Annotated in this window: 13 protein-coding genes and 1 pseudogene; 10 read left to right on the plus strand and 4 right to left on the minus strand. The window is 70.8% G+C overall.

Translation table 11 applies throughout. From position 1 onward, the window contains the following. Window positions 1–204: helix-turn-helix domain-containing protein (locus E2C06_RS13475; protein ID WP_133289131.1), on the minus strand; the 204-nt coding region annotated here is incomplete at its 3' end. Window positions 205–265: 61 nt separating this feature from the next. Between E2C06_RS13475 and E2C06_RS13480 the strand changes: the two genes are divergently transcribed. Then, window positions 266–718, plus strand: a complete 453-nt coding sequence (locus E2C06_RS13480) for an MBL fold metallo-hydrolase (RefSeq protein ID WP_165982378.1) — start codon at window positions 266–268, stop codon at window positions 716–718. 340 nt (window positions 719–1,058) lie between these two features. On the opposite strand, the gene E2C06_RS13485 is transcribed toward E2C06_RS13480, so the two are convergent. Both E2C06_RS13485 and E2C06_RS13490 read right to left on the minus strand, forming a co-directional pair. Continuing rightward, window positions 1,059–2,090: a radical SAM protein gene (locus E2C06_RS13485; protein ID WP_133289133.1), complete on the minus strand. Its 1,032-nt coding sequence runs from the start codon at window positions 2,088–2,090 to the stop codon at window positions 1,059–1,061. A 129-nt stretch (window positions 2,091–2,219) separates the two neighbouring features. Then, window positions 2,220–2,441, minus strand: coding sequence for a hypothetical protein (locus tag E2C06_RS13490; protein WP_133289134.1), 222 nt, complete (start codon window positions 2,439–2,441; stop codon window positions 2,220–2,222). 466 nt (window positions 2,442–2,907) lie between these two features. Here E2C06_RS13490 and E2C06_RS13495 point away from each other — a divergent pair. Further along, window positions 2,908–3,716 (plus strand): IS5 family transposase gene (locus tag E2C06_RS13495; RefSeq protein WP_370451434.1). Its coding sequence is split into 2 segments (ribosomal slippage): window positions 2,908–3,238 and window positions 3,238–3,716, totalling 810 coding nucleotides; the frame shifts between segments, so codons are not numbered across the junction. 98 nt (window positions 3,717–3,814) lie between these two features. Here the strand turns inward: E2C06_RS13495 and E2C06_RS13500 are convergent. After that, window positions 3,815–4,738: a LysR family transcriptional regulator gene (locus tag E2C06_RS13500; protein ID WP_133289136.1), complete on the minus strand. Its 924-nt coding sequence runs from the start codon at window positions 4,736–4,738 to the stop codon at window positions 3,815–3,817. A gap of 93 nt (window positions 4,739–4,831) precedes the next feature. Between E2C06_RS13500 and E2C06_RS13505 the strand changes: the two genes are divergently transcribed. The 8 genes and pseudogenes from E2C06_RS13505 to E2C06_RS13540 all read left to right on the plus strand — a co-directional run bounded on the left by E2C06_RS13505 (window position 4,832) and on the right by E2C06_RS13540 (window position 12,388). Beyond that, window positions 4,832–5,713, plus strand: coding sequence for an aldo/keto reductase family oxidoreductase (locus E2C06_RS13505; RefSeq protein ID WP_133289137.1), 882 nt, complete (start codon window positions 4,832–4,834; stop codon window positions 5,711–5,713). A gap of 309 nt (window positions 5,714–6,022) precedes the next feature. Further along, window positions 6,023–6,910: a LysR substrate-binding domain-containing protein gene (locus E2C06_RS13510; protein ID WP_133289138.1), complete on the plus strand. Its 888-nt coding sequence runs from the start codon at window positions 6,023–6,025 to the stop codon at window positions 6,908–6,910. 132 nt (window positions 6,911–7,042) lie between these two features. Then, a complete protein-coding gene (locus E2C06_RS13515; protein ID WP_133289139.1) occupies window positions 7,043–8,377 on the plus strand; it encodes an NAD(P)H-dependent oxidoreductase in 1,335 nt (444 codons plus the stop codon). Further along, entirely contained in the window at window positions 8,374–8,655 is a 282-nt protein-coding gene (locus E2C06_RS13520; RefSeq protein ID WP_206664534.1) for a putative quinol monooxygenase, read from the plus strand. Before E2C06_RS13515 ends, E2C06_RS13520 begins: the two co-directional genes overlap by 4 nt. Window positions 8,656–8,659: 4 nt before the next feature. Next, window positions 8,660–9,535 carry an NAD(P)-dependent oxidoreductase gene (locus tag E2C06_RS13525; RefSeq protein WP_206664535.1) on the plus strand — a complete coding sequence of 292 codons (876 nt, stop codon included), beginning with the start codon at window positions 8,660–8,662 and terminating at the stop codon, window positions 9,533–9,535. Between the two features lie 51 nt (window positions 9,536–9,586). Further along, complete coding sequence (locus E2C06_RS13530; protein WP_133289141.1) at window positions 9,587–10,600, plus strand: TRAP transporter substrate-binding protein; 1,014 nt, start codon at window positions 9,587–9,589, stop codon at window positions 10,598–10,600. A gap of 69 nt (window positions 10,601–10,669) precedes the next feature. Next, the gene (locus E2C06_RS13535) at window positions 10,670–11,131 is read left to right on the plus strand and encodes a TRAP transporter small permease (RefSeq protein ID WP_241671280.1); all 462 of its coding nucleotides are present in this window, start codon (window positions 10,670–10,672) and stop codon (window positions 11,129–11,131) included. Further along, window positions 11,128–12,388 (plus strand): annotated as a pseudogene (locus E2C06_RS13540) (TRAP transporter large permease). Before E2C06_RS13535 ends, E2C06_RS13540 begins: the two are co-directional and overlap by 4 nt. Window positions 12,389–12,523: the final 135 nt, after the last annotated feature.

The raw sequence follows: 12,523 nt of genomic DNA on the forward strand, positions 1-12,523 counted from the left end.
GTCGGGCCCGCGCTGCCCGGTCTTCAGCCCAGCCGCACCTCGCTCCGCATACCGCTTGCAAATGTCGAACACCCCGGTCTGGGTCAGCCCAACCTGCGCCGCGATCGCACCATAGGTCAGGCCGGCCTGGCGCAGCCCGATCACCTGTCGCCGACGTTCCTCTTGCGCCGCCGCCGGCAGCTTGCGGATGTCCACATGCTTCATGCCCCCAACCTGGACGGATCCTACTCGCCTTCAAGACCGCCCAGGCCGGATCAATAATTGGATGGCGCAGCGCGACGCAGGAAGCGCACCAGCCATGCATGTCCTAGCACTTGAGGACAGCGTGCTTCCAGTGGTGGAGGCCGGGTTGGTCGACCTTGTGGACGACGGCTATGACGTTGCGAAGGGGCTGACGCTGACCCACCTTCCCGGTCACACGGCCCATCAGTTAGGGCTGCGGGTCGATCGCGGAGATGCCCGGGCGATCTTCTGTGGCGATGCGTTGCATAGTCCCGTGCAGATCATCGATCCCGAAGTCTCGACGGCATTCTGTGCGGACCCGCGGATTGCTGCGGCGACCCGGCGCGGCCTCCTTGAGGATGCGGTGGAAGCCAACCGCCTGCTAGTACCAGCTCACTTCCGTGGACACCGACGCGCGCACATCCGCTGCAACTCGGCTGGCTTCGAGCCGGTCTTCAGCTGCCACCCTGGTCAGACAGAGCAGGCAAAGGAATAGACGACGACCAGCGCTTCTACCTTGGCTGGCCGCTCGGCCTCATCGTCGCGCCGAACCCGAACGCGCGGATGAGCTGAGGTCGGCCGCCGGATGGGATCATGTCGGACTATTGCGCCATGCCGGGCCGGAGCAAACGCATCACCTCGGCCCGGTAACCTCGACAACAGTTCTACGGCGTCGCCCAGCCACTCCGCGCCCCGCTTCCCTCGCAGGCGACGAAGTCCGGTGGCACGACCTAGCCCGGCGGCCAGCCGGGATTGCGGCAAGTCCCGACGAAGCCGGGGTAGGCGAAATTTATCGCGGGTTCGATGTCGCATGTGATGGTCGGTTCTTGCCGAACTCAGTCGACAGCGGGCGACAGCACGTACTCGGCGACGCTGGCGCGCCGCATCGCATCAGCCCAGTTTATGAGCGGCGGTGCCGCGGGCGCGGCAGCCGCCGTTGCCACTCGACGGACGAGCTCCCGGAAGCGCTCGTGAGCCCCTGTGGCGATCCATCGGTCCGCCAACGCTGATAGCCGCGCGCTGCTGAGGTTACCAAGAGCGTGGTCGCGGGCGAAGCCGTGCCCGATCGGGATCACCGTCCCGTCCGCTTCAATGGCCAGCGAGGACACCAGGTCGGCGAACAACCGCTTATTGCCTCCTCCCGCACGGGCGGGCGCCGGACCGTCGGTCGGGACCCTAAGCCACGGCACGTAGTCGACCACGATACGCAGGCGACCTCCGTGGCGGTCCCGCGCCTCCGCCGCAAGCTGCGCCGCGCGAATCGCGAGTGCTGCGTCAGGGGGTGCCAGGTCGATCTCGGCGGCGCGGCCCGTCAGGCTGAGTGGGTGGACCTGCAGCGCCACCGCTCCGTTCGCTACGGCGAAGTCAGCGGCCCAGGCGAGGTCCTCCGCGTTCTCGTTGGTAAGAGTAAACAAGATGCCAAACGGGATGCCGGAGGCGCGCAGCTCCGGAAGCCGCTCGGCCATTGCCGCGAAGGCACCCGGGCGGGCACGCATACGGTCGTGTGCCGCGGGCGCACCGTCGAGGCTGACGGCGACGAAGGCGAGGACCCCTTTCAGCGGCTCGAGACGGTGCCTGTCCAGCAACATCCCATTGGTCGTCACCGCCGTGGCGAGGCCGCGCCGGCGGGCGTGAGCGAGTAGATCCGACAGCGGCCGGTAGAGCAGCGGCTCGCCGCCTGACACCGCGACCACGCCGTAACCAAGCTCGGAGGCGTCGTCGAGTGCGCTGCGGAGGAGATCGAGCGACATCTCACCGCGGGCCTCCGGTCCAGAGGACGAGTAGCAGTGGAGGCACCTGAGGTTGCAGCGCCGCGTCACGTGAACCTGGAGCGTGTGTGGCGGCGCGCATCGGAGCTGCTCACCCATCGGAAACCTCCTCTGTCTGGGGCTGGCCAATGCGAACTGGCTGACGGGTAGGCCGCGCCTTCCGCCAACGCCGGCTTCCGGAGTGGCGCGCGAGCCGAGTAAATGGATCTCGCGCGCTCACCCCGGTGGCTATCCGAGTAGGTTGAACTCGTGGATCAGATCAGGCGCGGGAATGCCGTCGATCAGCGTGCCGCCGCCGAGGACGCCTTCGTCGATCAACACGGGGACCTTCAGCTGCTCGCCGGCCGTGAAAACCAGATCGGGCCAAGGCGTACCGAGGTCATGCCAGTCGAATACGAAAAGGTCCTTGGCGGCTAGCTCGAGTGCCTGGAACCTCAAGGTGTCGGGCATGGGTGTGGCCTCCTTTTGGAGTTTGGGGTTTCGACGAGCCCGTGGCCGCCGCCCCGGCAACTGCCGTGTGCCACCGGTGCGAGAGCTTCGATGCACGGACGCCGACAGGCTCGTCCGGCGAGGCCCGTGGCCGCTGTGCGCGGCGGCACGCTTACGCGGTGCCAGGGATCACGAGCCTGGCAAGGGTGATCGCGGCATGCAGGCTTGTTCCAGGGACCGCAGGCCGCCTGCTCCGCGCCGGGCGGTACCCGGCAGTAGCGCGGTGGGTGGACCAGCGGGACATCTCGAGCGTCTGGTCCTGGCAGCCGGCCGAAAGTCGAACCGAATCCGCCATCGTCAGCTGGCAGCGTATCCGCACCCTGCCATCAGGGCCGATACCGTGGGGGTCGGCAGTCACAGGAAAGGCGCAGCGGGCAGAGTCCCTACAGAGCATCCAACAAGACGTGCCGTGCTGCGTTGGTGGGGGATGGCGAAGCCCCTCGTCTCCGATGATCTCTGGGCGGCGATCGCGCCGCTGCCGCCGCCGGAGCGGCCTCGGCGGAATGGCGGCCGGAAGCCTGTCTCGGACCGACCGGCCCTGGCCGGGATCCTGTTCGTGTTGATCAGCGGGATCCCCTGGGAGAGGCTGCCGGCGGAGATGGGCTGCGGGTCGGGCCTGACCTGCTGGCGACAACTGCGGGACTGGCAGGCGGCTGGCGTCTGGTCCCGCCTGCATCTGGTGCTGCTCGAGCGCCTGCACGGCGCCGACAAGCTGGATTGGACAAGAGCATCGCTGGACAGCGCGTCTGTCCCGGCGAAAAGGGGGGTGCAGCGACCGGCCCGAACCCGCCGGATCGCGGCAAGCCGGGCACCAAGCGGCATATCGTGGTCGACGGCCACGGCACGCCACCTGGCCTGACGCTCAGCCCGGCTAGCCGCAACGGCAGCGAGATGCTGGCCGCCACGCTCGATGCGATCCCGCCGGTTCGGCGCCGCAAACCTGGCGGCAGGCCGCGTTGCCGCCCCGGCAGGTTGCCTGCCGACAAGAGCTACAACCATCGCTTCCGCCGCGACGAGTGCCGCCGTCGTGGCATCGTCGCGCGCATTGCGCGCCGCGGCGTCGAGGACAGCAGCAGACTTGGGCGGCACCGCTGGAAGGTCGAGCCGATGCTCGCCTGGATGGTCCGCTTTCGCCGCCTCACCATCCGCCACGAACGGCGCGAGCACATCCACCTCGCCTGCAACGCTCTCCCCGCCAGCATCATCTGGCCGAGGCAAACCAGGCGGTCGGGCTAGACGCTCTTAGGTCTCGCCAGGCCAGCACCGAACCGTCCGCGTCCAGCGTGCCGGGCTGCGTTGCAGGGTCGCGTCCGGGCCGGTCATCGCCGGCACGGTCAGCCCTGGCGTGACGTGGTCGGTCCGGCCGCGGCCTTGATGAAGTCGACGAATGCCCGGAGCGGGGCCGGCACCAGGCGGCGGCCGGGAAAATAGAGGAACGGCCCGGGGAAGGACGGCCACCAAGCCTCAAGCACAGGCTCCAGTGCGCCGCTGTCGAGGTGCGGGCGCAGCCAGTCCTCGAAGAGCGCGACGATCCCGGTGCCGGCGACCGCGGCCGCCACGGCAAGGTCGGTCGCCGCGCCGGCGCTGACGAGCAGCGGCCCCGCGGCATTGATCCTGACGACCTCGCCGCCCCGCTCGAACTCCCAGACGATCATGGCGCCGCTTGCGAATCTGCCGCCGAGGCAGGCATGGCCGAGCAGGTCGCGCGGATGCTGCGGCCGGCCGTGGCGGCGCAGGTAGGCCGGGGCGGCGGCGGTGGCGAAGCGCTGGACGCGCGGCCCGATCGGCACCGCGATCATGTCCGCCTCCAGCCGCTCGTCGTAGCGGATGCCGGCGTCGCAGCCCGCGGCCAGCACGTCGACGAAGCTGTCCTCGGCGATGACCTCCAGCCGGATCTCGGGATAGGCCGCGAGGAAGGGCGGCACGATGCGGGGCAGCACCAGCCGCGCCGCGCTGACCGGGACGTTGAGCCGGAGCGTGCCCGCCGGCCGGTCGCGGAAGCCGTTGACCACGTCCAGCGCGGCTTCCACCTCGCCGATTGCCGGGCCGAGCCGCTCCATCAGGCGCGCGCCCGCTTCGGTTGGCCGGACGCTGCGCGTGGTGCGGTGCAGCAGCCTGACGCCGAGCCGGGTCTCCAGCCGGCGCACCGCCTCGCTCAGGCCGGAGGCGCTGGTGCCGGCGGCCCTTGCGCCCTCGCGGAAGCCCCCGGCGCGCGCCACGGCGAGGAAAGCCTGAAGGTCGCCGAGGTCGGCGCGCATCGTTCGTATTCCTGCACGGGGTGTGCGGATTGTGCCCCGTTATCGCGCAGCGCAACAGGACCTAGCTTCAGGGCCTCAGCAAGGAGCGCCAGCATGACCAGCATCGACCAGGCCGGGACCCATCCGCTCGGCAGCCGCCGCGTGCGGCGGCTCGGCTACGGCGCCATGCAGCTCGCCGGGCCCGGCGTCTTCGGGCCGCCGAAGGACCGCGAGGCGGCGGTCGCCGTGCTGCGCGCAGCGGTCGCCGGCGGGGTCGACCACATCGATACCAGCGACTTCTACGGCCCGCACGAGACCAACCGGATCATCCGGGAGGCGCTGGCGCCCTACCCCGCCGGGCTCACCCTCGTCACCAAGGTCGGCGCCCGGCGGGACGACCGGGGGGCCTGGCTCCCGGCCGCCTCGCGGGAGGCGCTGACCCAGGCGGTGCACGACAACCTGCGCCATCTCGGCCTCGAGGTGCTGGATGTCGTGAACTTCCGCAGCATGCTCGACGTGCACGGGCCGGCCGAGGGATCGATCGCGGCGCCGCTCGCGGTGCTGGCCGATCTGCAGCGGCAGGGGCTGATCCGCCATATCGGCCTCAGCAACGTCACGCCGGCGCAGGTGGCCGAGGGGCGCAGCATCTGCGAGATCGCCTGCGTGCAGAACCAGTACAACCTGGCGCATCGCGGCGACGATGCGCTGATCGGCGACCTCGCCCGCGACGGCATCCCCTATGTCCCGTTCTTCCCGCTCGGCGGCTTCAGCCCGCTGCAATCCTCCGCGCTGTCGGAGGTGGCGGGACGCCTCGGCGCCACGCCCATGCAGGTCGCGCTCGCCTGGCTGCTGCGCCGCTCGCCCAATATCCTGCTGATCCCCGGCACCGCCTCCGTTGTCCATCTGCGGGAAAACCTGGCCGCCGCAGAAGTCGCGCTGCCGGACGAGATGGCGGCCGTGCTGGACAGGATCGCGGCGGAGAATGCAGCGGCCTGATCCGCGCCGGCCTGGCCAGGCAGGGGTGGCGGCTGCGGTTGGGGATGGCTGGCCCGGAGGCCGCGACCGACCATCCGGGTACGGTCGCCCGGCTTTACCTTGCGCGGGGCCGCGAGGGACGGGGCAGCCGGGATGCGTCCTCCCCGGTGATCTGCCGGGGGCCCCCGGTTTCCTGAACGCGGACCAGCCATACCCGGCCCTGGCTGACCAGGAAGGGCGGCAGGCCGTCCCGATGCCCGCCCCGCCTTGGCGGTGCAGGCCCGCAAATCCCCTGGCATCGTTCCAGCGGCGCGTTAGTCTTCCCGCCTCATGCATCTTCCGCTGCGTGCCATCACCGTGTTCCACGCCGCCGCGCGCGCTGGCAGTCTTGCGCGCGCGGCGCAGGAGCTCGGCGTCACCCCCTCTGCGGTCAGCCAGCAGATTTCCGCGCTGGAGGTGCACCTCGGCACCGCGCTGATGGTGAAGTCCGGCCGGCGGGCAACGCTGACCGAGGCGGGCGAGCGCTACTTCGAGATGATCGCCGAGAACCTCGACCGCGTGGCCGACGCGACCCAGGCGATCCGCGGCTATCTTTCCTCGCGCTCGCTCACCGTGCGGGTCACGCCGACCCTGGCGACGAAATGGCTGCTGCCGCGTCTCGGCCGCTTCCTCGACGCGCATCCTGACATCGACCTCCGGCTGGACGCGACCAACGAGCCGACCGACTTCGCGCGCGAGGCGGTGGACATCGACATCCGCCACGGCGAGGGCAATTGGCCCGGGTTGTTCGTGGAGGGCATCGCCGAGGAGCGCTTCCTCCCGGTCTGCGCCCCCGCCTTCTGCCCGCCCGGCAGCCTGGCGCCGGAGGAGTTGCCGCGGCACCGGCTGATCCATTCGGTGAAGTCGCAGATGCAGTGGGGCCGCTGGTTCGCACTGGCCGGCGTACCCGGCCCTGCGAGCTGGCGGCGCGTGCTGTTCGACCGCAGCCACATGGCGATCGACGCCGCGGCGAACGGCATCGGCATCGCCCTGGAAAGCGAGCTGATGATGGAGCGCGAGTTGCGCGAGGGCAGGCTGACCTGCCCGGTGCGCCAGCCGCCGGCGGCGACGCGGATGACGCAGTGGCTGGTCTGCCCGCATGACAGGCTGCGCCGCAGCCAGGTGGGCGCCTTCCTCGGCTGGCTGCGGACCGAGCGCGACCTCTGGCTGGCGCAGTGAAATCATTAGTCCAGCTTCACTATCAGCCCGAAAAACTCGTTTGAGCTAAACGACCCGCCTCTCTACCGTCCGGTCACGGACACGGAACGGGCCGGCGAGACACGCCGGCCGCGGCAACAAGGGGGAAACCGGGTGAACCTTTCGACCATGCTGCAGATGCGTGCCGCCGGCGGCCGCCCGGTGCGCGTCGGCCTGATCGGCGCCGGCAAGTTCGGCTCGATGGTATTGGCCCAGGCGCAGCGCATCCCCGGCTTCCACGTGGTCGGCGTCGCCGACCTCGATGTCGGCAAGGCACGGGGCTCGCTCGCCCGCGTCGGCTGGCCGGCGGAACGCTATGCCGCGCCGACGCTGGCGGATGCGCTGCACTCGGGCGGCACCTGCGTGCTGGACGACGCCGGCAAGCTGGCGGCCTTCGAGGGCATCGAGTGCATCATCGAGGCGACCGGCCACCCGATCGCCGGCGTGCGCCATGCGCTGGCGGCGATCGAGGGCGGCAAGCACGTCATCATGGTGAACGTCGAGGCCGACGTGCTCTGCGGCCCGCTGCTGGCCGCCAGGGCGCGGGCGAAAAACCTCGTCTACTCCATGGCCTATGGCGACCAGCCCGCCATCATCTGCGAACTGGTCGACTGGGTGCGGTCCTGCGGCTTCGAACTGGTCTCGGCCGGCAAGGGCATGAACTTCGAGCCGCGCTACCGGTATTCCACGCCGGATACGGTGTGGGGCTTCTTCGGCTGGACGGACGAGGAAGTGGCCAAGGGCGACTTCAATCCGAAGATGTACAACTCCTTCACCGACGGCACCAAGGCGGCCATCGAGATGGCGGCGGTGGCCAACGGCACCGGGCTCGACTGCCCGGACGACGGCCTGGCCTTCCCGCCCACCGGGCTGCAGGACCTGGCGCAGGTGTTCAAGCCGGCGAGCGAGGGCGGGCGGCTGCCGAAGGCGGGGCTGGTGGACATCGCCGCGAGCCACGAGCCGGATGGCCGCGTGGTGTTCAACAACATCCAGTACGGCGTCTTCGTCACCTTTCGCGCCAACAACGAATACACCCGCGCCTGCTTCCAGCAATACGGCCTGCTGGTCGACAAGTCCGGCTGGTACGGCTCGATGTGGCGGCCCTTCCACATGATCGGGCTGGAAACCAGTGTCAGCGTGCTTTCCGCCGTGCTGCGCAACGAGCCGACCGGCACGCCGAAGGAATTCCGCGGCGATGCGGTGGCCACCGCGAAGCGGGACCTCAAGCCCGGCGAGATGCTGGACGGCGAGGGCGGCTTCGCGGTCTGGGCCAATGCCATCCCGGCAAAGAAGAGCCTGGCGGCGAAGGCGCTGCCCATCGGCCTCGCGCACCATGTGCGGCTGAAGCGCGCGGTGGCGAAGGATAACGTGGTCAGCTTCGACGACGTGGAGATGGTCAGCGATCTCGACGTGGTGGCGCTGCGGCAGGAGATGGAGCGGGGCGCTTGAGCGGCTTCGCCGTCCGCCCCGGCTGCCTGGACGCCTGCCCGGCGATGGCGAGGGACGACGCCCGCCATTCGGCGGCGGACGAACCGGGCTGCCGTCAGTTCGACGTGGTGCTGCCCGAGACCGAGCGGGGCCAGGTGGTGTTCCACGAGGCCCATGGCGGCCGCGCCGGCTTCGACGCGCATCTCGGGACCGCCCACCTCGCGCGGTTCCGCGCCGGCTTCCCGGCGCCGCCCCCGCAGGAGCGCCCGGGGCGCTTCGCCGCCCTGCAGCATGGCTAGCAGCATGCGCATCGGCCTCCTCAGCACCGGCATCATGGGCTGGCCCATGGCCCGCCGCCTGGCCGAGGCCGGGCATGCCGTCGGCGCCTGGAACCGGTCGCCCGGGAATGCCGCGGCGCTGGCCGGGCATGGCGTGGCCCTGGCGGCAACCCCGCTGGCGGCGGTGGCGGAGGCCGAGGTGGTCATCGGCATGCTCGGTTCCGGCCCGGTCTGCGACGCGGTGCTGCTGGCCGGCGGCGTGCTGGCGGCGATGCGCCCCGGCAGCCTGCTGGCGGTGATGAGTTCCATCCCGGCGGAAGCCGCGCGCCGCCACGCCGGACTGGCCGCGGCCCGCGGCGTCGCATCCCTGGACGCCCCGGCGTCCGGCGGCGAGCGCGGCGCGCGGGAGGGCACGCTCTCCATCATGGCCGGCGGGGCCGAGGCGGACTTCGCCCGCGCCCTGCCGGTCTTCCGCCCGCTCGGCCGCGCCACCCATGTCGGCCCCGCCGGCGCCGGGCAACTCGCAAAGCTGGCCAACCAGGTGATCGTCGCCGGCAGCATCGCCACGGTGGCGGAAGCGCTGCTGCTGGCCGAGCGCGGCGGCGCCGACGCGGGCCGGGTGCGGGACGCGCTGCTCGGCGGCTTCGCCGAATCGACGGTGCTGCGCCAGCACGCGCTCCGCATGATCGGGCGCGACTTCGTCCCCGGCGGGCCGGCGAAGTACCAGGTGAAGGACACCGGCACCGCGCTCGGCCTCTGTGCCGCGCTGGGGCTCGACCTGCCGGTGCTGCGGCTGGTGGACCGCCTTTTCGCCGACATGGTCGCGCATGGCGACGGCGACCTCGACCACAGCGCCATTATCCAGGAACTCCGCCGCCGGAACCGATTGGCCATGGACTGACCCGGCCCGCATCCGGGCCGGCCGATAGCAACGACAAGAAGGGGAAACGACATGACGAACAGCGTCACCATCACCCGCCGGGCCGGGCTGCTCGGCCTCGCCGGCGCCGGCCTGCTGGCGGCACCAGGCGTGCTGCGGGCGCAGAACCAGGTCCGGCTCAGCCTCGGCCATGCCACCGCCCCCGGCAACCCGCGCAGCGTGGCGGCGGACCACTTCGCCGGGCTGCTGCGCGAACGCAGCAACGGCCGGATCGAGGTGCGGGTCGCCGGTTCGGCGCAGCTGGGCGACGACCTGGCCATGCTCACCGGCCTGCGCACCGGGACGCTCGACATGTCGGTGAACAGCCAGGGGCCGATTTCCTCCGTGGTGCCGGAACTGGCGGCCTATGGCCTGCCCTTCCTGTTCGGCACCTCCACCGCCGCCTTCCGCACCCTCGACGGACCGGTGAGCCAGGAGGTGGTCCGCAAGCTGGAAGGGATCGGCCTCGTCTCGCTGGGTTGGTGGGACAACGGCATCCGCCACATCACCAACCGCCGCAAGTCCATCGAGACGCCGGACGACCTGCGCGGCATGAAGATCCGCACCCCGGCGGATCCGGCGACCATCGACACCTTCCAGGCGCTGGGCGCCGCGACCCAGCAGATCAACTTCAGCGAGCTCTACGTTGCCTTGCAGCAGGGCGTGGTGGACGGCCAGGAAAACCCGCTCGCCAACATCCACACGGCCAAGCTGCACGAGGTGAACCGCTTCATCTCGCTCACCGGCCACAAGTGGGAATGCTCGCCCTTCCTCGCCTCCCGCATCGCCTGGGGCCGGCTGAACGACGCCGACAGGCGGCTGATCCGGGAGGCGGCGCAGGAGGCGACGGCGCTGAACCGCCGGCTGATGCAGGAAGCCGATGCCAAGCTGCTGGCCGAATACCGCGCCAACCCGGCGGTCACGGTGAACCAGGCCGACCAGTCGCCGTTCCGCGCCGCCACCGCGCCGGTGCTGGACCGCTGGGAGCAGCGCCCCATCGGCGAGTTCGTCAAGCGCCTGCGGGCCGCCGCCACGGCGGCCGCCTGAGATGGCCGCACGGGCGCTGCTGGGGCGGCAGCGTTCGACCGTGCCGTCGCGCCGTGCTGCCATGCGGTGATGCTGCTGTTCGGCACGCTGCTGATGGCGGTGATGACGGCCAACGTCATCGCCCGCTGCCTGCTCGCCAGCGGCGGGCTGGACTGGGCGGAAGAGCTGCCGCAGCAGCTCTTCCCCTGGTTCATCATGGCCGGCGTGGCGCTGGCGGTGCAGCGCGGCGGCCATATCGCGGTGGAATGGCTGCCGGGACGCCTCGGCCGTCGCAGCCGGCAGGCCTTGCTGCTCGGCGGCCTGCTGGTGGTCCTCGCCGATGGCGTGCTGGCGCAGCAGGCGCTGGCGGTGGCCGGGATCGTCGCGGTGGAGCTCAGCCCGGTGATGCGGCTGCCCACCTCCTACGGCTACTGGGCCATCGCCGGCGGCTGCGTGCTGCTGGCGGCCTCCAGCGTCTCGGTCGCCCTGCGCGTCGCCCTGCTGGGGCCGGAGGCGATGCCGCAGCCGATGCCCGAGGAGCAACCGGCATGAGCCTCGTCCTCGTGCTCGCCTTCTGCCTGCTCGCCTTCGCCGCGGTGCCGGTGGCGCATGCGCTGGTCATCGCCTCCGGCCTGGCGCTGCTCTGGGACGGCGGGCCGCCGCTGATGCTGGTGGCGCAGCAGATGTTCCAGCAGACCCAGTCCTTCCCCATGCTCGCGCTGCCCTTCTTCATCCTCGCCGGCACGCTCATCATGGAAGGCAAGCCGGGCGAGGAGCCGCTGCGCTTCACCAGCGAGCTGATGCAGCGGCTGCGCGGCGGCGCGCTGTCCACCACCGTGGTGGGTTCGTGGTGTTCGGCGGGGCCAGCGGCTCGGCAGTGGCGAATGCCTCTGCGCTGGGTTCGGTGCTGATCCCCTGGCAGCGGCGGCAGGGCTTCCCCGCCGGGCTCTGCGCGGCGAACAACGCGACCGCGGCGGTGATCGACATCCTCATCCCGCCCTCGATCCCGATGATCCTCTACGCCGTGGTCAGCAATGTCTCGATCGGCGACCTGTTCATGGCAGGCGTGGTGCCAGGGTTGCTGATGGCCGCCGGCTTCATGGCGGTGTGCTGGTGGGAAGCGCGGCGGCTGCACGTCGAGGGCCGCGCGGAGCCCTTCGGCCTGCGACGCACGCTGCGGCTGGGCTTCTACGCCCTGCCGGCGCTGGTCCTGCCCGTACTCATCCTGATCGCACCGCGCTTCGGCTTCGCCACGCCGACCGAGATCGCGGTCATGGCGGTGCTCTACGCGCTCGTCGCCTCGATCCTGCTCTACCGCGACATGTCCTGGGCGCGGTTCCGCAAGGCCATGGTGGATGCCGGCATCGCCACCGGCATCGTCATGCTCGTCATCATGGGCAGCGCGGCGGCCAGCTGGATCCTCACCTACGACCAGGTGCCGCAGCGCTTCGCCGCCTGGGTGGCCGAAACGCTGCAACACCCCTGGCTCATCATCCTGGCGATGAACGTCATCATGCTGGTCATCGGCGGACCGCTGGACCTGGCGCCGGCCATCCTGCTGCTGGCACCGATCTTCGTGCCGCTGGCCCAGCAGATCGGGCTGGACCCGCTGCAACTCGGCCTGATGATGATCCTAAACCTTGGATCGGGCTCTACACCCCGCCGGTCGGCACCACGCTGTTCATCTCCTCCGCCATCGCCGGCTCCGGCATGAGCGACACGGTGGAGGCGCTGTGGCCCTTCTTCTGGGTAGCCATCGCCCTGCTGGCGGCCATCAGCTACATCCCGGCGCTGACCCTGAGGTTCTGACTGCCTGGCGGGCGGTTCGTGCTTGCCGGCGGACGGTGCCGCGGCGCGGCGCCGGCATCAGCCCGGTCCTTGCACCAGCCGCAGGCGCTCGCCTGGCTGCCGGTGCCGGGACGGCATCCTGGTGGCGGCCGGTCT

The sequence above is a fragment of the Dankookia rubra genome, assembly GCF_004355005.1.
In the GTDB taxonomy this organism is placed as follows: Bacteria; Pseudomonadota; Alphaproteobacteria; order Acetobacterales; family Acetobacteraceae; genus Paracraurococcus; species Paracraurococcus ruber_A.